Source organism: Sphingomonas lacusdianchii (assembly GCF_022664395.1).
In the GTDB taxonomy this organism is placed as follows: Bacteria; Pseudomonadota; Alphaproteobacteria; order Sphingomonadales; family Sphingomonadaceae; genus Sphingomonas; species Sphingomonas lacusdianchii.
The window spans coordinates 56,803-75,817 of sequence record NZ_JAKRET010000008.1 but is presented as its reverse complement, the minus strand read 5'-3'; the positions used below and the strand labels follow the sequence as shown (position 1 = coordinate 75,817).

Genomic DNA, 19,015 nt, shown 5'->3' with positions numbered 1-19,015 from the left:
AAATCGTTACCGCCCGCCAATTTACCAAGAGACCGGGCGGCCAGCGTCACTTCAGATAGTTAAACAGCGACATGCCTGCCAGTTTGGAAATGCTGGCCTGGGTCGCGCTCAGAATCGTCAGCGTCTTCTGAAATTCGACCATCGTCGTCGAGATATCGGTATCTTCGAGCGCGCTGCGCGCTTCCTCACGGTCGATACCGATATTGTCGAGCTGGCTCGATTCGATCTCCAGCCGCGCGGCGCGGGCGCCGTTGGCGGCACGCGCCGACGTCACCTGCGCTTCGGCGGTATCGAGCTTGCCGAGCGCGGTGTTGATCTTGGCGGTATAGGCCTTGCGCGCGGCATCGACGTCGAAGGGAGGAGCGTCGGGGTCGACCGGTACCGCCGGGTCGACCGCCGGCGCTTCGGTCGGCATCTCCATCGCCGCCTTCAGATCGTCGATCAGCGCGAAGATATCGACGCCGCCATTGGCACCGCTGAACACCCGGCTGCCGTCGATGCCGACCTGCATCTGGCTCGCATCGCCGATGCGGACGTTCGCGACCGATGCGTTGCCGGTATAGGTGATCGCGCCGGTCGTATCGTCCTTGGTGAAGGCGACGTCGCCGGTTCCGCCGAACACCGGATGGTTGCGCACGTCGCGGCTGTTGGCGATCGCCAGCAGTCCTTCGCGGATCTGGTCGAGTTCGTTGGCGATCGCGACCTTGTCCTCGGCGTTCAGCGTGTCGGTGCCGGCCCGCACGGTCAGCTCGCGCACGCGCACCAGCCGTTCGTCGACATTGCCGAGCGCGGTATCGGCTTGCGCCAGCAGACCGCGCGACAAGGTGATGTTGGAGCGGAAGGCGTTCGAATCCGCCTCGTCCTTCTTGATGCCGCCCAGCATCATCCACGATGCCGAATCCTGCGACGCGACCTTCAGATGCTTCTGCGTCGACAATTCGGTGTTCAACCGATTGAGGTCGGCGTTCAGCCGCGTCATCTGGTTCGTCGCGCGATTGTAGAAGTTGGCCGTGGAAATCTGCATGGCTGGTCCTATCGGATCGCGAACAGCGTATCGAAGGTCTCACGCGCGACCTGGATCACGCGGCTCGACGCCTGATAGGCCTGCTGGAAACGCATCAGGTTCACCGCCTCCTGGTCTAGGTTCACGCCCGCCGACGAATCGCGTGCGTCGACCGCCGAATCGCGGATCGCGCCCTGCGCCTCGGCAATGGTCTTGCGCGCGTTGAGCGCCGACCCGTTGCTCGATTGCAGCGCGACGACGCGCTGTTCGAACAGGCCGTTGCGACGCGCATCGAACAGGTTGGACAGGTTACCGCTGTCGCGCGGCCCCTCGCCGGGCGTTGCCGCTGCGATCTTGGCAGGATCGCCCAGCGTGCGGGTGACGCGGCCGGTCGGCTCCATCGCGAACATCGCGGCGCCCGCCTCGCCGTTCAGATCCTCGCCAAGGGCAAAGGCGCCGTTGACGTCGAGCACGAAATCGCTGGCGACAGCGACCACTTCCTTGCGCATGTCGCTGATCCGCTTGGCACCGTCGACCATGCCGGCCAGCGAACCTCCGCGCGGGATCAAGATGGTTTCGGTGCCGCCACGCATCGTCGTGAACACCGGCGCGCCGTCCTCGTCGCGTTCGAACCGGACGGTCGACGCCTCGATCCCATGGACCAGCAGCGGGCCGTCGGCGCCGCCCGCGCGCACCGTCACGCGACCGGTCGTATCGAAGTTGACGTCGATATCGGTCATCTCGCTCATTTCGTCGAGCATGCGGTCGCGCTGGTCGAGCAGCTGCGCCTCGCCTGCCGACCCTTTCGACACGCGCGACAGGCCGTCGTTGATGCGCGCCAGCACGGCCGCGTTGTTGCTGAGCTTGCTCACCGCATTATCGGCGTTGAGGGCGAGATTGGCGGCCGTTTCGTCAAGCGCGCCGATCGTGCCCGAAAATGCCTGGGCGACACTTTCCGCCGCTTCCAGCATCGACCGGCGCGGAGCATCGGCCGACGGATCGGCGGACAGGGTAGTGGCGCTGTTGAAGAAGGCGGTCATGCGATCGGTCAGCGCGCGGCTGGTCAGCGCGTCCTCGATCCGCGCCATCCACACGATGCCGCCATCGCTGCGTGATACGTCGGAGTTCGACTGGCGAACCTCCTGCGACCGGTAGATATCTGCCGAACGCGCAACCCCGGTCACGGTCACGCCGCTGCCCGTGATCTGCCGCGACGAACCCACGCCGACCTCGGCAAGCGACGTCGTCCGCCGAACGTACCCGGTGGTGCCGGCGTTCGCGATATTGTCCGACGTCGTGGTCAGGGCCGACTGATAGGCCCTGACTCCGCTTGCCCCGATCGACAGCAGGTCGCTCATCCGCTCTTCCCTTCACCCGGGGTAACGGCCGAATCGGTCCGGGCTTGAGCGGGATTATTGGCATCGGTCCCGTTAACCATCTGTGACCGAGCCAGAAACTCGGTCATCGCCTTGCCGATTCCAAGCGGGGTGGACACCGACATATTCTCGGCGACCTTCTGATCCCACATGTCGCGGAACTGGCCGGCGGCCTTGTTGTCGAACAGCGTGTCGGCCAGCTTCGCCTGCCGCATCGATTTGAGCATCATGCCGGTGAAGACCGATTCGAACCGCTCCCCGGCAGCCTTCAGATTGTCCTTGTTGCCGATGCGGCTGGTGTCGACCCCGATGCCGGTCGTCGCGCCGATCACGCTCACAGCACCACCAGCTCGGCCTTGAGCGCGCCCGATTCCTTCAGCGCCTCGAGGATTGCGACCAGATCGGCGGGCGATGCGCCAATGGCGTTGATCGCCTTCACCACATCGGCAAGCTTCGGCCCGGGCGCGAGCACGAACATCGGCTTGACCTCCTGCTCGATGGTCACGCCGCTCTTCTGCTCGACCGCGGTCTGGCCCTGGCTGAAGGGTGCGGGCTGACTGACGCGCTGATTCTCGTCGATCTTCACGGTCAGCTTGCCATGCGTCACGGCCGAGGGCGCGACGCGGACGGCCGAGTTAATGACGACCGTTCCGGTGCGGGCGTTGACAATGACGCGCGCGGCGGTCTCGGCCGGATCGACCGAGAGGTTCTCGACCTCGCTCATCAGCATCGCACGCGTGTCGGCGCCGGGCGCGGCACGCAACGCGACCGATACCGCGTCGATCGCGGTCGCGGTACCGGCACCGAAGCGGCGGTTGATCGCGCCGGCGACATTCTGTGCGGTGGTGAAGTCGGCCTGCGCCAGATTGAAGGTCAGCGTCGGCGCGGTCGCGAAACCGGTATCGACCATGCGCTCGACCGTCGCCCCTTCAGGAATACGGCCGGTCGAGGGGATGTTGACGACGATCTTCGACCCGTCGGCACCCTCGGCCCCGAGACCGCCGACCGCGAGATTTCCCTGCGCCATGGCGTAGATCTGGCCATCGGCCCCGAGCAACGGCGTCATGATGAGCGCACCGCCGCGCAGCGACTTGGCCTTGCCCATCGAAGCGACCGTCACGTCGAGCCGCTGGCCGGGTTTGGCGAAGGGCGGCAACTCGGCGGTGATGAGGACGACTGCCGCGTTCTTCAGCCCCGGATTGGCACCGGGCGGCAGTTGCAGCCCCATGCGCGAGGCGATCGCCTTCACCGACTGCACGGTATATTCGAGATTGTCGTCGCCGGTGCCGGGCAGGCCGACGACAATGCCGTAGCCGGTCAGCTGGTTCGACCGGATACCCTGAAAGCGACCGAGATCCTTGACCCGCTCCGCCGAGGCGGGCGCGATCATCAGGACGGCGGCGAGGATGGCGAGCAGGAAGCGCATGGGCGGAACCTAGAACGGGCTGACGACCTGGAAGAAGCGGCTGAGCCACCCCTGCCGGCTGGCGCGGGCGACATCGCCCTTGCCGGTGTAGGAAATGCGGGCATCGGCGACGCGGGTCGACGGCACGCGGTTGTTCGCATCGACATCGGCGGTGCGCACGATGCCCTTGATCGCGACGACCTCGTCCCCGCGGCTCAAGGTCACGCGCTTCTGCCCCTGCACCAGCATCGTGCCATTGGGATAGACTTCGGCGACGGTGACCGAGAGTTCGCCCGACAGCGCATTGGTCTGATCGGCCGATCCGGTGCCACCGAAATTGCGGCCGCCCGATGCCTTGGCGATGTTCGGGTCGAACGACAGCGGCCCGACCGAGGGCGGCGTGATCGAGAAGCCGCCATTGCTGTCGAGCTTCGATCCCGCCGATTTCGACGCACTGGTGCGTTCGACCAGGGTGATGGTCAGCGGATCGCCGACCTTGCGCGCGCGCCAGCCCTCATAGAGCGCGGCATAGCCCTGTTCGACCTGAAAGATCGCGCCGGTGGCGACGACGGGCATGACCGGAGCGGCGGCCGGCGTCGCGGCATAGGATTCGCGCGGCGCCTTCCGGCCGAACAGCGGGCGGGCGTCGGCGGGCATCGCTGCCAGTACCACCAGAGCGAACGCGACGACGCGTGTGGCGTCAGATGTTCTGATTGACATACTTCAGCATTTCGTCGGTGGCAGAGATCATCTTCGAATTGACCTCATAGGCGCGCTGCGTCTCGATCATGTCGACGAGTTCCTCGACGACGTTGACGTTCGAGCTTTCGAGCATCCCCTGCCGGATGCGGGCGCGCCCTTCGAGGCCGGCGACGCCGAGCTGCGGCGCGCCCGATGCGGCGGTTTCGGTCAGGAAATTGTCGCCGGCCGGCATCAGCCCCGCCGGGTTGGCGAACAGCGCGACCGGGATCTGGCCGATCGCGGTCGCTTCGGTCTGGTTGGGAATGGTCGCGCTGACGGTGCCGTCATTGCCGATGGTGATCGACGTCGCGCCCTCGGGCAAAGTGATGCCCGGCATCACCTGATAGCCTTCGGTCGTGACCAGCAGCCCTTCGGCCGAACGGGTGAAGTTGCCGGCACGGGTATAGCCGAGCTGACCTCCGGGCATCTGCACCTGAAAGAAGCCGTCGCCTTCCATCGCCATGTCGAGCGCATTGCCCGTGGTCGCAAGCGAACCCTGCGTCTGGATGCTCGCCGTACCCTGGATACGGACGCCGGTGCCGAGGTTGAGGCCGGTCGCATAACGCGATTCCTGCGTCGAGGCGGCACCCTGCGCGGTGATGATCTGGTAGCTCATCGCCTCGAACGAGGCGCGGTCGCGCTTGAACCCGGTCGTGTTGACGTTCGCCAGGTTATTCGAGATGACGCGCATCCGCGTGTCCTGGGCATCCAGCCCGGTGCGCGCGATATGCAGTGCGGCGTTTGCCATGTCCTGTTCCCCTTAACTCTGGACGCGCATCAGGTTGGCGGAGGATTCATCCATCTCCTTCGCCTGCTTGAGCATGCCTGCCTGCACTTCGTACGACCGCTGGTTCTCGATCATGTCGACCAGCGCCTGCGTCATGTTGACATTCGATTGTTCGAGCGCGCCGCCGCGCACCTTGGCGGTCATGTCGCCCGGCAGCGCGCCGCCGCCGCGGACGTGCAGCAGATTGTCGATGCCCTTGACCGTGTCGCTGCCGGCGGTGCTGACCAGCTTGATCTGGCCGACCTCCTGATCGGGCGTGCCGGGGGGCGATCCCTGCGGCACGACCATCACCCGGCCATCGGCGGTGATGTTGATCGACTGGGCCGGCGGTATCGTGATCGGACCGCCGACGCCCATGACCGGCAAGCGATCGCCGGTCTCCAGCGTGCCGGCGGCAGTGATTTGCAGGTCGCCGCGACGCGTATAGGCTTCGGTGCCGTCGGGGCCCTGGACCGCGATCCACGCGTCGCCCTCTACCGCGATGTCGAGCGGACGGCCGGTGGCAAGGATCGCCCCGGCACGGCGATCCATGTCGCGCACTTCCTCCGAAGAAGGCGAGCGCGATTCGAGCTCGCCGTTCTTGCCCTTCAGCAACAACTGCTCGAAATCGACCTTGTCGGCGCGGTAGCCGATCGTCGACCCGTTCGCGATGTTGTTCGCGATCGTCGCCTGCGACGCCATGTGCCCGCGCAGTCCCGACATCGCAGTATAGACCAGCCGGTCCATCCAAGCCTCCGTGTTATGACCCCTGCTTCACAGCAAGGGCCATGCCAGTTCGATCAGGCGCGCAGGTCGAGGATCGAGCGCGTGATCTGGTTCGAGGTGTCGAGCGCCTTCGAATTCGCCTGGAAATTGCGCTGGGCGGCGATCAGGCCGACCAGTTCCTCGGTAATGTCGACGTTCGACCCTTCGATCATGCCCGACATCAGCGAGCCCGCACCGTTCTCGCCCGAGCTGGCGAAGGTCGGATCGCCCGACAAGCCCGTCGCCTGCCAGTTGCTGTTGCCCATCTGGCGCAGGCCCGCCGCGTTCGAGAAGTTGACGATCGCGACCTGGCCGAGCGGCTTGGTATCGCCGTTCGAATAGCTGGCGGTGACGATGCCCTTTTCGTTGATGGTCACACCCTGCAGGCGGCCGACCTCGACGCCGTCCTGCAGCTGGGTCGACACCTTGAACGGCTTGGTCGTCGAGACCGTGGTCGTCGGGATGGTCAGCTTGATCTGCTGCTGGGCGATGCCGCTGGCGGGCATGAACGAGTTGAAATCTTGCTCGACCGCCGTGGCAAGTTCGCCGGCCGCGTTGAACTGGACCGTTACCGAGGGCGTATTGTTGGCGCCGTACGTCATCGCCTGGTCACCGACGAAGCTGTGTGCCTCCCACGTGCTCGTAAGGTTCGTTGCATCGGTATTCGGGGCGGTGGTCCGCACCATGTAGGTGGTCATGGTCATCGGATTGCCCGCGCCGTCATAGACGGTGGTCGAAATGGCTTCGTTGTAGCTGCTCGAGTCGAAACGGCTGAACGGGGTGGTCGAAGGCACGATCGACCGGGCGTTCATGTTCATGCCGAGCGTGACTTCGTCGGTGCCCTTGGGCTTGCCCGAGGTGCCGTTGAGCACGAGGTCGGTCAGCGACGCGCGCGTCGTGGCGATGACGTTGCCGTTGCCGTCGACCGGATAGACCTGCAGCCGCGCGCCCTGCGCATCGGTGACGAACTGGTTGGCGTCGACGCGCAGCGAACCGTTGCGGGTGAAGGCCAGGCCCTGCTTGTTGGGATCGGGCTTCAGCGCGAAGAAGCCGTCACCGGCGATCGCGATGTCGAGCGACGAGGACGACTGGACGAGATTGCCTTCGCCGAACTGCTGGCGATTGCCCTTCACCACCGTACCCGAACCGACCATCTGCGTCGGCGCGACGGCGAGGTTCGACGCGATCACGTCGGCGAATTCGGCGCGGCTCTTCTTGAAACCGGTGGTGCCGACATTGGCGAGGTTGTGCGAGATCGACGCCATGTCGACCTGCGAGGCCTTGAGACCGGAGAGCGAGGTATAGAAGGACATGCTAGGCTCCTGCGGGAATTCTTGAGAAGAGGGTTCAGGCGATCTTGCGGACGGTGTCGGCCGCGACCTGCGACCCGTTCGACAGCGTCAGCGTCGGCTTGCCGCCATTGGGCATCACCGAGGACACGCCCGCCCAGGCGAGGTTGCGTGCCTTGACCACGACGCCGGTCGAATCCGACGCGGCGACCGAGATGGTGTAGGGGCCGGTGCCGGCGGGAAGGCCGCTGTCGGTCGTGCCGTCCCATTGATAGTCGACCATGCCCTTGGGCTGTGCGCCCATCGACACGGTGCGCGCGATCGCGCCGCTGGCGTCGCGGATTTCGAGATCGACCTTGGCGGCATCGCCGTCGAGTTCGACCGCGCCATTGACGTTGCCGTTGTTGTCGGCGCTGGCAGTCGGGCTGTCGGTCAGCACCGCCTTGCCGATCCACGACACGGCGTCGCTGGTGCCGTTGCCGCCCAGCTTCGCCGCCAGCGTCTTCAGCGTCGAGCTCATTTCGGTGATGCCCGACAGCGACGAGAATTGCGCCATCTGCGCGACCATCTGGCCGTTGTCGGTCGGGTTGAACGGGTCCTGATATTGCAGCTGCGCGGTCATCAGGCGGAGGAAATCGTCCTGGCCCAGCGAGCGCTGACCCAGCTTCGACTTCGCCGCCGCCTGGTTCGTTGCGCTTAGCTGCGGCAGGTTCTGGACAGACGTAGTGGCCATGATCAGCGTCCCAGACGGAGGGTTTCGGTGATGAGCGACTTGGCGGTCGACATCACCTCGACATTGTTCTGATAGGTGCGGGCGGCATCGAGCATGTCGACCAGCTCGCGCGGTTCGTCGACGGCGGCTTCCCAGACATTGCCCTCGGGATCGGCGAGCGGATTGCTCGGGTCGTAGCGCTTGGCCGGCGCCTCCCCCGCCTTCACCACTTCGCGGGCGTCGACGGTGGCGAGGCCCGACGCCGCGTCGAAGCTGGTGCGAAACACCGGCTTCATCGTGCGATAGGCGGTGTCCTGCGTCGTCGCGACCGCGCCGGCATTGGCGAGGTTCGACGCGGTGGTGTTCATCCGCACGAGCTGCGCCGACATGGCGCGGCCCGATACTTCGAAGATGCTCATCGGCGCAGGCATCGTTTATTCCCCCTTCAGCGCGCGGGTGATGGTGGAGATGCGGCCGTTCAGGAACGCCAGCGTCGTCTGATACGCGACGGCGTTCTCGGCGAAGGCGGTCTGTTCGGTCACCAGTTCGACGGTGTTGCCGTCCATCGAGGGCTGCACCGGCAGGCGATAGAGCGTGTTGCGATCGATCGCGCCATCGACATTGCCGCCGCGCTCCGCCCCGGCCAGCGCCGCGCGGAAGTCGACGTCCTTCGCCTTGAACCCGGGCGTGGACGCATTGGCGATGTTCGACGCCAGCATCCCCATGCGCTGCGCCCGCACCTCCAGCGCGGCCCCATGTATCCCGAACAGAGCGTTGTCGGCCATCGGCCCGAAATCTCCTGAGCGGCGCGCCGGATGCGCGTCCCCATGGAACACAGCAAAGCGCGTGCCAAATTCGTCCGGCCGGGGTGAGCGATCGGAATACGTGCGACCTTAACCATGATCGCGGCAACCGCCCGCCGCGGCCCGGCAAGCGCTTGCCGCCGCCAAACTGGCATCGCCCTTGCAGCAAGGCGGGCATGAACCTGTCGCTGCTTGCCCCCTATGCCGATCCGCTGGCTGCGCTGTTCGTGATCGGCGGGACCATCCTGACCATCGCGATCCGCACGCCGCCTGCCGATCTGGGTCGCGCCATCCGCGCGCTCGCCACCCTGCCGCGTCGCCCGTTTTCGGCCGATGCCGGCATCGAACAGATTGCCGCGCTGGCGCGGATCGCGCGGCGGCACGGGGTGCTGACGCTCGACCGGTCGCAGATCGCCGATCCCGATATCGCCGAAGCGATCGCCGCGATCGTCGACGGCGCCGGGCCGGATGCGGTCGGCGAGACGCTGAGCCACCGCAACGCCGCGCGCGCCGAACGCCACCTCGCCGCCGCCGACATGTGGGCGGCGGTCGCCGAGCTGGCCCCGGCGCTGGGTATGATCGGCACGCTGGTCGGGCTGGTGCAGATGTTCATGGCGATGACCGATCCGACCGCGATCGGCAAGGCGATGGCGGTCGCGCTGCTGTCGACGCTGTACGGCGCGATCGTCGCCGCGTTGATCGGCATGCCGATCGCCGGGCGGCTGCGCCAGATGGCACGGATCGAGGCGTTCGAACGCAGCCGCTTCGAAGGCCCGCTGGTCGCGCTCGCCCGGCGCGAACGGCCGCATTTCCGGGAGGCGGCGGAATGAAGTTGTCGCGTTTCGACGTCGCGCCGGGACGACCGCTCTGGCTGACGACGCTGGCCGATCTGTCGCTGCTGCTGGTCGGGTTCTTCGTGTTTTTGCAAGCGTCGCAGATGGTCGACCGGCAGGCGCTGGCCGCCGGCATCCGTGCGGGCTTCGATGCGGATGCCGCGCCGATGACGCTGGATCGCGGGATCGTCGACGGGTTCGCGACCGGGTCGGCGGCAATGCCGGCAGGCTATGGCCGGACGCTCGACTTCGTCCGCGCCGCTGCTGCCGATCCCCGGGTCAAGGTCACCCTGACCGGTGGCACCGACGGCGATGTCGACCCGCTGACCGGCAGCGCCGCGATCCTCGCCAGCGACCGCGCGCGGACCGTCGCCACGGCGCTGGTCGCCGATGGTGCGGTACAGCCCGACCAGCTCGCCTTCGCCCCGCCCGCCACCGGCAGCCGGGGCGTCCAGATCGACCTGGGCTTTGCCGGCGACCGGCAAGCCGTTGCCGACCGGCAGGCGCCGGTTGCCGCCCCCGTCCATGGAGCCGACCAATGATCCGTCCGATCCTGACCATCCTGTCGCTGACCGCCGCCCCCGCCGTCGCGGCGCAGAATTTCCAGTCGACCGCGCAGCTCGATGAAGCGGTCGTGCAGTTCACCGGTGCCAGCATCGGCATGGACGGCGGCGCACAGATGCCGGTCGATCCGCGGCTGAAGCTGGCGAAATGCGCGATGCCGCAATTCAACTGGCTGTCCGAACGGCAGGATGCGGTGGTCATCAGCTGCATGGCGCCGGCCTGGAAAGTCTATGTCCCGGTCCGCCGCCTGACCCGTATCGTCCCCGAGCGCGCCGCCCCGGCAGTCGCCGCCGCCACCGCCAAGCCCGAACCGGTGATCCGCCGCGGCGACCCGATCATGATCGAAGCCGGGGCGGAAGGCTTTTCGATCACCCGCGACGGCGTGGCGATGAGCGACGCGCCGGTCGGCGGGCGGCTGATGGTCAAGGTCGACCCCGCCAAGCCGCCGATCCAGGCGATCGCGATGGAATCGGGTCGTGCCGCCCTGCCCGGCTTCGGGCGGTAGAGCGGCGGCATCGAAAAAAATCGATCCGCAGTAATTTTTGCTAAAGAAGTTCGGGAAGGCGTCGTTTCTCCTCATGTCAGCAGTTCGCGAAGGACGGGGACATGGTGGATTCAGTCGGTTCAAGGCCGGTAACGTCGATCGGGCAGCGTGCCATCGCACGCACCGACGGACAGACGCGCGCCGCGGCGACACCGCCGGCGGAGGGCACGCCCAAGACCGGCGTCGCCCTCCTGTCGGGGGGCACGACCGCCGCCGCCATGTCGGCATCGCCGCCGGTCGATACCGACCGGGTCGCGACGATCCGCAAGGCGATCGCCGAAGGCCGCTTCCCCCTGTCGCCCGCCACCATCGCCGACCGGCTCATCGCCCTGAAACTCGATTGGAACAGCAATGAACCGGCGTGATGCGCTGATCCAGATCATCGACAGCCTGCATGCGGAGATCGCCGCGATGCAGGCGAACGACGTCACCGCGCTGGAAACCGCGACGGCGATGAAGCTGCAGGGGATCGAGGCGGTTGCCGCCAATGACGACGTGCCGCTCGACGCCGAGCTGGAAACGCTGGCGCGCGAAGCGCAGCGGCTGAACGAGACCGCGCGGATCTATGTCAACCTGATGTCGGCCAATGTCCGGCGCCGGATCGAGCAGCTGACCGGCGGCGGTTTGCCGGCCTACCGGCCGGGGATTGCCGCCTCGGCGCAGCGCTCGGCGGCTGCGGCGTATCGGTGATCGCTGCACCAGCAGTCTGGCACGTCACCCCAGCGCAGGCTGGGGTCCCATGCGGCGCTTGCTGCGCGCTATAACCCCAAGATCCCAGCCTGCGCTGGGATGACGTTCGGGGCGGGGCGGATGGTGCGTGCTTCGCAGCGCGGAAGCAGCAAATGCAAAACTGGCACGTCGCTTGCTGTGTGGCTCCCCGAACAGGGGAAGCGAAGCACAGCCCGATGAATGTCGTTCCGGTAGAAGCAAGGTCCAACGTCCATAGCGCGATCGCGACGGCGAGCGCGCGGACCGGTATCGATTTCAATTACCTGCTGGGTCAGGCACAGGTCGAGAGCGGCCTGCACGCCAATGCGCGCGCCGCGACCTCGTCCGCCACCGGCCTGTACCAGTTCGTCGAGCAAAGCTGGCTGGGCGTGGTCAAGGCGCATGGCGCCGAGCACGGCATGGGCTGGGCATCGGACAGCATCCGCCAGGGCAGCAACGGCCGCTATTATGTCGCCGACCCCGCCACCCGCCGCGCGATCCTGAACCTGCGCAGCGATCCGCAGGCATCGTCGCTGATGGCCGCCGAACATGCCGCCGACAACAAGTCCGCGCTCGAAGGCGCGCTGGGCCGTAATGCGACCGGTACCGACCTGTATATGGCGCATTTCCTGGGGCTGGGCGGCGCGCGCCAGTTCCTGACGTCGATGCAGGCCAATCCCGACCGGTCGGCCGCCGCGATGTTCCCCGCCGCCGCCCGTGCCAACCGGTCGATCTTCTTCGCGCCCGGCGGCCAGCCGCGCTCGCTCGGCGAAATCTACGAACGGATGAGTGCGAAGCTCGACCGCGGGGCGAAGGCCGTCGGCGGCAGCGGCGTGGAGGATGGCGGCTTCCCGGTCAACCGGATGCAGCAACCGGCGGTAATGCTGAACGGCTTTGGCGGCGACGTCATCATGGGCAACGAGGCACAGGGCGGCGACGAGGCTTGGCTGGCATCGACCATCGCCAATCTGAACGTCGTGCGCAGCCGTGGCGGCGACGTGACGGCAAACCCGGCGCAGATGGCGTCGCTGTATCGCCCGACCCCTGAATCGGCGCGGCTCGCCTATTCGATCCTCGCCAATCTGGGAGCCGCATGATGCAGGCGATCCTGAGCAATCCCAAGAGCATCCTGCCCGCCTTGCGCGGGTCGGCGCTGCCCGCCGCGATCCTGCTGCTCGTCCTGCTGATGGTCGTGCCGATCCCGGCGTTCATGCTCGACATCTTCTTCGTCATGAACATCATGATCTCGATCGCGGTGCTCATGGTGGCGCTCAACGCGCAGAAGCCGCTCGACTTCTCCGCCTTTCCGACCGTGCTGCTGTTCGCGACGCTGTTCCGCCTCGGCCTCAACGTCGCATCGACCCGCGTCGTGCTGGTCCATGGCCATGAGGGCGAAGCGGCGGCGGGCCATGTCATCGAGGCGTTCGGCACCTTCCTGATCGGCGGCGACTATGTCGTCGGTCTCTTCGTCTTCTCGATCCTGATCATCATCAACATGATCGTGGTGACCAAGGGTGCCGGTCGCGTGTCCGAAGTGTCGGCGCGCTTCACCCTCGACGCCCTGCCCGGCAAGCAGATGGCGATCGACGCCGACCTGAACGCCGGCCTGATCACCCCCGACGAAGCGCGTGCCAAGCGGATCGAGACTGGCGCCGAAGCCGATTTCTACGGCGCGATGGACGGTTCGTCGAAGTTCGTGAAGGGCGACGCGGTCGCCGGCCTGCTGATCCTTGCCATCAACATCGTCGGCGGCCTGATCCTCGGTGTGGTCAGCCACCAGATGGCGGTCGGCCAGGCGGCGCAGACCTATGTGCTGCTCGCGATCGGCGACGCGCTGGTCGCGCAGGTGCCCTCGCTGCTGCTGTCGATCGCCGCCGCCGCCATCGTCACCCGCGTTACCTCGACCTCTTCGCAGGACCTTGCCGGGCAGATCGGGACGCAGTTCGCGTCGCACCGTACCTGGGCGCCGGTCGCCGGCATCCTCGGCCTGCTGGCGATGCTGCCGGGCATGCCGTTCCTCGTGCTGGCGCCCGCCGCCGGCATTGCGGGCTTCGCGTCGTGGAAGCTCGGCAAGATGAAGAACGCGCCGCCCCCCGCCCCGCCGGTCGAGGCGCTGCCCGAACCGGCCGACCTGTCGAAGATCGGCTGGGACGAGGTCAACGACAATTGCCACATCATGCTCGACATCGGCTACGGCCTCGTGCCGCTGGTCGACGAGCGCAAGGGCGCGCCGCTGATGAGCCGGATCACCGGCGTCCGCCGCCAGCTGTCCAAGGATCTGGGTTTCGTCGTGCCGCAGGTGAAGGTGCGCGACGACATCAACCTCGCCCCCTATACCTATCGCATCTCGATCGGCGGCGTGGTCGTCGGCGAGGACATGGCGTCGGCGACCGAGATGCTGGCGCTCGACACCGGCCAGGCGGTCGGCGGGTTCCTCGAGGGGAAGACCGCCAAGGACCCGACCTTCGGATTGGACGCGATCTGGATCCAGCCGGGCGATGCCGATGCCGCGACCGGTGCCGGCTATCTGGTGGTCGATGCCGGCACGGTGATCGCGACGCACCTGAACCATGTGCTGACCGTCAATGCGACCGAGCTGCTGGGCCCGGACGAGGTGCAGGCGCTGCTCGACGGCCTGAAGGACCGTGCCGCGAGCCTGGTGGCGGCGCTGTGCCCGCAGCCGCTGACGCTCACCACGCTGACGCAGGTGCTGCGCGCGCTGCTGGCCGAGAATATCCCGCTCAAGGAATTCCGCCGCATCGCCGCCGCCATCGCCGTCACCGCGCAGCGGACGCAGGATGCCGACGAGATCGTCGAGCTGATCCGGCCCGAGCTGGGCGCGCTGATCATCCAGAAGCTGTGCGGGGTGCGCGAGCCGCTGCGCGTGATGACGCTCGAAGGGCAGCTGGAGGCGCTGCTGGGACAGGCGATGCGCGGCGATCCGTCGCGGCGCAACGCGATCGAGCCCGATCTGGGCCGCCGCATCGTCGACGCGCTGACCCATGCCGCCCAGCCGCTGATGGCCGAGGCCAAGCCGTTCGCGCTGGTCGTGCAGCCGTCGATCCGGGTCGCGGTGCGCAAGCTGGTCAAGTCGTGCCTGCCCGACACCCCGGTCATGAGCTTCTTCGAAGTTCCCGAAGACAAGGCAGTCGAAGTCGTCGCCGTCATCGGCGCCCCGGAGGCCATCCCCGCATGAACGCCCCCTTCTTTCCCCAGCCCGAGCTGAACGCCGCGACCTATACGCGCCGTGCCCGACCGAACGATGCCGACGCGCTGGTCCGCAAGCATCTGCCGCTGGTCCGGCGGATCGCATGGCATGTCCATGGCCATATGAGCAGTATGGTCGATGTCGAGGATCTGGTGCAGGTCGGACTGGTCGCGCTGGTCGAAGCGGTGCCGATGTTCGAGGATCGCGGATCGGTCACGTTCGAACAATATCTCGCCACCCGGCTGCGCGGGGCGATGATCGACGAACTGCGGCGGCAGGCGACGATCAGCCGCGGCGCGATGAAGCGGCGGCGCGACTATGTGAAGGCGGTGTCGGTGCTGACGCAGGAACTGGGCCGCGCGCCGGTGCCGGCCGAGATCGCCGCGCGGCTGGACGTGCCGCTCTCCAAGCTGCGCACCGACTATGCCGATGTCCAGTCGGTGCAGTTCGATTCGATCGACGACGTCTATACCGACGAAGCGCCGTGGTTCATGGACGATGGCCCCGATGCGTTCGAGGCGCTGGCGGAGGGCGAGCTGCGCGAGGCGCTGATCGCCGCGATCACCGCGCTTCCGACACGCGAGGCGCAGGTCATCCAGCTTTATTATGTCGAGGAACTGAACCTCGAGGAAATCGGGCAGGTGCTGGGCGTCGGTGCGGCGCGGATCTGCCAGATCAAGAAATCGGCGCATGAGAAGCTGAAAAAGGCGCTGGCGCGCGCGGCGGGGTAACAAGCTGTAATTGCTGCGGTTTGGGCGGGGTCGGACTTGGGTCCGGCCCCGTCCTGGCGTCCAAAGTTCACGAAGTTCACACTCGTGCGCAGTACGCGCGGCGGGTGCGGCTGGTCGGTCGTCCCCTCCGAAAGCACGCCCCCGGGTCGAGCTCGGTATGGCATCGGGGTTTGGCGATGGGAAAGAGCGGGCGGATGATAGCGTAGCGGCTGTACTGTAGGAAAGCGGCGGTCTGCGCCGTTCCCTCCCCGGTGCGGGCAATGCCACAGCGAAAGCTCGCACATCGTTTGTCGCGGGGGTGACGGCGGGGCACCGAGCAGCGTGGCGCACGCGGCAAAGCGCTTCCAAAACTTCCTCCTCCCGGCCTAGAAGGCTGCGATCTTTCCCCGGGGGAGCCTCCATGGTCCGTTCGCTGTTCGCCGCCCTGCTCGCTTCCTCGATCGCGCTCCCCGCGCTGGCGCAGACCGCGCCGGTGCATCCTGCCCCCGCCCCCGGCCAGCGCGATCCGGGCATGGCGGCGAAGGTGCGCTACGACGTGTCGTTCCCGCAGGTCGCGCATCACCGCGCACGGATTACCGCGACCTGGACCGGGGTGCCCGCTGGCCCCTTGCGCGTGCAGATGTCGCGGTCGTCGCCGGGGCGCTATGCGATCCATGAGTTCGCCAAGAACGTCTATGACGTCATCGCCACCGACGGCGCCGGACGGCCGCTGAAGCTGACGCGCAGCGACCCCTATGGCTGGAGCGTCGCGGGGCATGACGGCACGGTCGTGGTCACCTACACGTTGTTCGCCGATCATGGCGACGGCACATATGCGCAGATCGACACCAGCCATGCGCACCTGAACATGCCGGCGACCTTCCTGTGGGCGAGCGGTTACGATGCGCAACCGATCCGCGTGCGCTTCCAGCGCCCCGACCCGAAATGGAAGGTCGCGACGCAGCTGCCCGAAAGCGATGCGGCGGACACCTATTGGGCGCCGAACCTGCAATATTTCATGGACAGCCCGACCGAGCTGTCGGACCATATGGTCCGCGAATGGCAGGAGGGCGGCAAGACCTATCGCCTCGCGCTGCATCATGACGGCAGCGCCGCCGACATGGACCGCTATACCGAGAAGGCGAAGCGGGTGGTGCGCGAGCAGATCCGCATCTTCGGCGCGCCCGCGCCCTATGATTTCGGCCGCTATACCTTCATCGCCGATTACCGCCCGTCGATCACCGGCGACGGGATGGAGCATCGCAACTCGACGATCATCACCAACGCGCAGTCGCTCGCCGAGGCGAAGGACGACCAGCTGGGCACGCTGGCGCACGAATTCTTCCATAGCTGGAACGTCGAGCGCATCCGTCCGGCCGAACTCGAGCCGTTCGACTTCTCCCGCGCCAATCCCACGCCGTCGCTGTGGCTGGCCGAGGGGTTCACCAGCTATTACGGGCCGCTGTCGATCCGGCGCGCGGGGCTGTCCAGCGTCGACGAATATCTGGACGAGATGGGGCCGATGCTGAGCGGCATCGTCAACAATCCGGCGCGGATTGCGGCGCGGATCAATGCGTCACCGCAGGAGATGAGCCTGCGCGCGCCGTTCGTCGATGCCGCGCGCTCGATCGATCCGGTCGATCCCAATATCTTCGTGTCCTATTACCCCTATGGCGCGATCATCGGCATGGCACTCGACCTCGAACTGCGGCAGCGTTTCGCGGGCAAGAGCCTCGACGATTTCATGCGGACCTTGTGGGCGCGGCATGGCCGGAACGAACAGGCCTATACCCCCGCCGATCTGCGCGCGGCGCTGGCCGCGACGACGGGGGACCAGGGCTTTGCCGATGCGTTCTTCGCACGGTCGATCGATGGCAGCGGCCTGCCCGATTTCGCGCCGTTGCTGGCCCAGGCCGGGCTGGTGCTGCGGCCTGCCGCGCCGACGCGTGGCTGGATCGGGCGGACGGCGGCGAGCGACGAGGCGGAGGGGGTGACGCTGACCTTCCCACCCGCGCAGAATTCGCCCTTGTTCGCCGCCGGGCTCGACCGGGGTGACGTGATCGTCGCGGTCGGTGGGCAGGCGATCGCCAATGGCGCGGCGTGGAATGCGGCGGTCGCGGCGCTGAAGCCGGGCGCGCCGGTCGAACTACGCTATCGCCGGTTCGGCACCGAACATAGCGTGACGCTGACCCCGGCGGCTGATCCGACGCTGGAGGTGGTGCGCGGCGAGACGGTCGGCCAGGCGCCGACCGCGCGGCAGAAGGCGTTCCGCAAGGCCTGGCTGGGCGCGTAGCATGCGACTCTGCGCCGATGTCGGCGGGTCATTCGTCGACATCGCCGCGTTCGACGATGCAGGCACGATCGGCGGGCGACGGAAGCTGCCGACGCCGGTCGACGACTGGACTGCGTTCGTTGGCATATTTGCCGATGCGCTGGCGGCGGTGGCGTGCGACCGGGTGTCGATCGCGACCGCCGGGCTGGTCGATCCACATTCGGGCATCGTCACCAGCGCCAATATCCGCTGCATCGACGGGCGCGTGCTGGGCGAGGAACTGTCCGCCGCGCTGGGGGTGCCGGTGCGGGTGGTGAACGATGCGGATGCCTTCGTCCTGGCGGAGGCGGCGCGCGGCGTCGCGGCCGGGCATGCGCGGGTGTTCGGCATCATCCTCGGCACCGGAGTCGGCGGCGGACTGGTCGAGCACGGCCGGATCGTCAGCGGTGCCGGTGGGATCGGCGGCGAATGGGGCCATGGGCAGGTCGTGCCGGAAAGCCGCATCGCGCCGGGGGCCAATCCGGTGTTCGCCTGTGGCTGCGGGCTGAAGGGATGTCTCGACACGATCGGCAGCGCGCGCGGGCTGGAACGGCTGCACCGATTTCTGCACGGGGTCGATGCCGACAGTATCACGATCACGCGCGGTGCGGAGGGTGGTGACGCGCAGTCGGTGGCGACAGTCGATTACTGGTGCGATCTGGTCGGCGGACCGCTGGCGATGCTGCTCCATGCCGTGTCGGCGACGATCGTGCCGGTCGGGGGCGGGCTGGCCAATGCGACCGCGCTGATCGCGGCGCTCGACGCGCGGGTGCGGGCGAACTTGCTGACCCCGATGACGACGGCAGTGGTGGTGCCGGGGCTGCTGGGTGAGGATGCCGGGCTGATAGGGGCGTTCGTCGCGGGGGGATAGGTGACGTACCCGTACCCCCGCCTGCGCGGGGATACGGTCCTGGTTTCGATCCTTACCGGCGATAACCCGGGCGGTTGTTGCGGTCGCGCTTGTCGACGCGGACCTTGTACGCCAGCGCGTCGAAACGGCGGTCGAGATCGCGGCGTTCCTGCATCGACAGGCCGTTCGACCGGCGATAGCGCTGTTCGAGCTGCGCGATCTGGCGGAATTCGACGCGCAGGTTGGTCGCTTCGCGGCGGCTGAGCGCGCCGCTGCGGATGCCCTGATCGATGCGGCGCTCGATCTGCGCCTGACGCTGGTTGACCGACTGCCACGGCTGGGCGGCGGCGGGCAGCGCGGTCATGGCGACGCCGAGGCCGGCGAGCATCAGTGCGAACTTCTTCATGAACTTTCTCCTGTTCGAACC

General features: G+C 67.2%; 22 protein-coding genes. 10 read left to right on the top strand and 12 right to left on the bottom strand.

Going from position 1 to position 19,015, the window contains the following annotated elements:
* Window positions 1-46: 46 nt before the first annotated feature.
* From flgL to flgB, 11 genes are read right to left on the bottom strand one after another with little or no spacing between them, the layout of a single operon-like run.
* Window positions 47-1,024, bottom strand: a complete 978-nt coding sequence (gene flgL / locus MF607_RS12310; protein ID WP_242119138.1) for a flagellar hook-associated protein FlgL — start codon at window positions 1,022-1,024, stop codon at window positions 47-49.
* A gap of 8 nt (window positions 1,025-1,032) precedes the next feature.
* A complete protein-coding gene (gene flgK / locus MF607_RS12305) occupies window positions 1,033-2,361 on the bottom strand; it encodes a flagellar hook-associated protein FlgK (protein ID WP_242119135.1) in 1,329 nt (442 codons plus the stop codon).
* Complete coding sequence (locus MF607_RS12300) at window positions 2,358-2,717, bottom strand: rod-binding protein (protein ID WP_242119133.1); 360 nt, start codon at window positions 2,715-2,717, stop codon at window positions 2,358-2,360. The genes flgK and MF607_RS12300 overlap by 4 nt, the downstream gene beginning before the upstream one ends.
* Complete coding sequence (locus tag MF607_RS12295) at window positions 2,714-3,805, bottom strand: flagellar basal body P-ring protein FlgI (protein ID WP_242119131.1); 1,092 nt, start codon at window positions 3,803-3,805, stop codon at window positions 2,714-2,716. Before MF607_RS12295 ends, MF607_RS12300 begins: the two co-directional genes overlap by 4 nt.
* Window positions 3,806-3,814: 9 nt before the next feature.
* Entirely contained in the window at window positions 3,815-4,504 is a 690-nt protein-coding gene (locus tag MF607_RS12290) for a flagellar basal body L-ring protein FlgH (RefSeq protein ID WP_242119129.1), read from the bottom strand.
* Entirely contained in the window at window positions 4,485-5,273 is a 789-nt protein-coding gene (flgG, locus tag MF607_RS12285; RefSeq protein WP_242119127.1) for a flagellar basal-body rod protein FlgG, read from the bottom strand. Before flgG ends, MF607_RS12290 begins: the two co-directional genes overlap by 20 nt.
* Window positions 5,274-5,285: 12 nt before the next feature.
* Window positions 5,286-6,038, bottom strand: a complete 753-nt coding sequence (locus MF607_RS12280) for a flagellar basal body rod protein FlgF (RefSeq protein ID WP_242119125.1) — start codon at window positions 6,036-6,038, stop codon at window positions 5,286-5,288.
* 53 nt (window positions 6,039-6,091) lie between these two features.
* Window positions 6,092-7,369 (bottom strand): flagellar hook protein FlgE, encoded by a 1,278-nt coding sequence (locus tag MF607_RS12275; protein WP_242119123.1) that lies wholly within the window; start codon window positions 7,367-7,369, stop codon window positions 6,092-6,094.
* A 34-nt stretch (window positions 7,370-7,403) separates the two neighbouring features.
* Window positions 7,404-8,078 carry a flagellar hook assembly protein FlgD gene (locus MF607_RS12270; protein ID WP_242119121.1) on the bottom strand — a complete coding sequence of 225 codons (675 nt, stop codon included), beginning with the start codon at window positions 8,076-8,078 and terminating at the stop codon, window positions 7,404-7,406.
* 2 nt (window positions 8,079-8,080) lie between these two features.
* Window positions 8,081-8,488 (bottom strand): flagellar basal body rod protein FlgC, encoded by a 408-nt coding sequence (gene flgC, locus MF607_RS12265; protein WP_242119119.1) that lies wholly within the window; start codon window positions 8,486-8,488, stop codon window positions 8,081-8,083.
* 3 nt (window positions 8,489-8,491) lie between these two features.
* Window positions 8,492-8,842 (bottom strand): flagellar basal body rod protein FlgB, encoded by a 351-nt coding sequence (flgB, locus tag MF607_RS12260; RefSeq protein WP_056453146.1) that lies wholly within the window; start codon window positions 8,840-8,842, stop codon window positions 8,492-8,494.
* Between the two features lie 194 nt (window positions 8,843-9,036).
* Here flgB and MF607_RS12255 point away from each other — a divergent pair, with 194 nt between their 5' ends.
* The 10 genes from MF607_RS12255 to MF607_RS12210 all read left to right on the top strand — a co-directional run bounded on the left by MF607_RS12255 (window position 9,037) and on the right by MF607_RS12210 (window position 18,609).
* Entirely contained in the window at window positions 9,037-9,690 is a 654-nt protein-coding gene (locus MF607_RS12255) for a motility protein A (RefSeq protein WP_242119117.1), read from the top strand.
* Complete coding sequence (locus tag MF607_RS12250) at window positions 9,687-10,235, top strand: flagellar motor protein MotB (protein ID WP_242119115.1); 549 nt, start codon at window positions 9,687-9,689, stop codon at window positions 10,233-10,235. Before MF607_RS12255 ends, MF607_RS12250 begins: the two co-directional genes overlap by 4 nt.
* Window positions 10,232-10,762 (top strand): flagella basal body P-ring formation protein FlgA, encoded by a 531-nt coding sequence (locus MF607_RS12245; RefSeq protein ID WP_242119113.1) that lies wholly within the window; start codon window positions 10,232-10,234, stop codon window positions 10,760-10,762. Before MF607_RS12250 ends, MF607_RS12245 begins: the two co-directional genes overlap by 4 nt.
* Window positions 10,763-10,863: 101 nt before the next feature.
* Window positions 10,864-11,166 carry a flagellar biosynthesis anti-sigma factor FlgM gene (gene flgM, locus MF607_RS12240; RefSeq protein ID WP_242119110.1) on the top strand — a complete coding sequence of 101 codons (303 nt, stop codon included), beginning with the start codon at window positions 10,864-10,866 and terminating at the stop codon, window positions 11,164-11,166.
* A complete protein-coding gene (locus tag MF607_RS12235; RefSeq protein WP_242119109.1) occupies window positions 11,153-11,491 on the top strand; it encodes a flagellar protein FlgN in 339 nt (112 codons plus the stop codon). The genes flgM and MF607_RS12235 overlap by 14 nt, the downstream gene beginning before the upstream one ends.
* 215 nt (window positions 11,492-11,706) lie before the next feature.
* The gene (locus MF607_RS12230) at window positions 11,707-12,606 is read left to right on the top strand and encodes a lytic transglycosylase domain-containing protein (protein WP_242119107.1); all 900 of its coding nucleotides are present in this window, start codon (window positions 11,707-11,709) and stop codon (window positions 12,604-12,606) included.
* Window positions 12,606-14,705, top strand: coding sequence for a flagellar biosynthesis protein FlhA (gene flhA, locus MF607_RS12225; protein ID WP_242119388.1), 2,100 nt, complete (start codon window positions 12,606-12,608; stop codon window positions 14,703-14,705). Before MF607_RS12230 ends, flhA begins: the two co-directional genes overlap by 1 nt.
* On the top strand, window positions 14,702-15,448 hold the full coding sequence (locus MF607_RS12220; protein ID WP_242119105.1) for a sigma-70 family RNA polymerase sigma factor: 747 nt from the start codon (window positions 14,702-14,704) through the stop codon (window positions 15,446-15,448). Before flhA ends, MF607_RS12220 begins: the two co-directional genes overlap by 4 nt.
* 400 nt (window positions 15,449-15,848) lie before the next feature.
* Window positions 15,849-17,720 carry a M61 family metallopeptidase gene (locus tag MF607_RS12215; RefSeq protein ID WP_242119103.1) on the top strand — a complete coding sequence of 624 codons (1,872 nt, stop codon included), beginning with the start codon at window positions 15,849-15,851 and terminating at the stop codon, window positions 17,718-17,720.
* A 1-nt stretch (window position 17,721) separates the two neighbouring features.
* Complete coding sequence (locus MF607_RS12210) at window positions 17,722-18,609, top strand: ROK family protein (RefSeq protein WP_242119100.1); 888 nt, start codon at window positions 17,722-17,724, stop codon at window positions 18,607-18,609.
* Between the two features lie 52 nt (window positions 18,610-18,661).
* On the opposite strand, the gene MF607_RS12205 is transcribed toward MF607_RS12210, so the two are convergent.
* Complete coding sequence (locus tag MF607_RS12205; RefSeq protein ID WP_242119099.1) at window positions 18,662-18,994, bottom strand: hypothetical protein; 333 nt, start codon at window positions 18,992-18,994, stop codon at window positions 18,662-18,664.
* Between the last annotated feature and the right edge of the window lie 21 nt (window positions 18,995-19,015).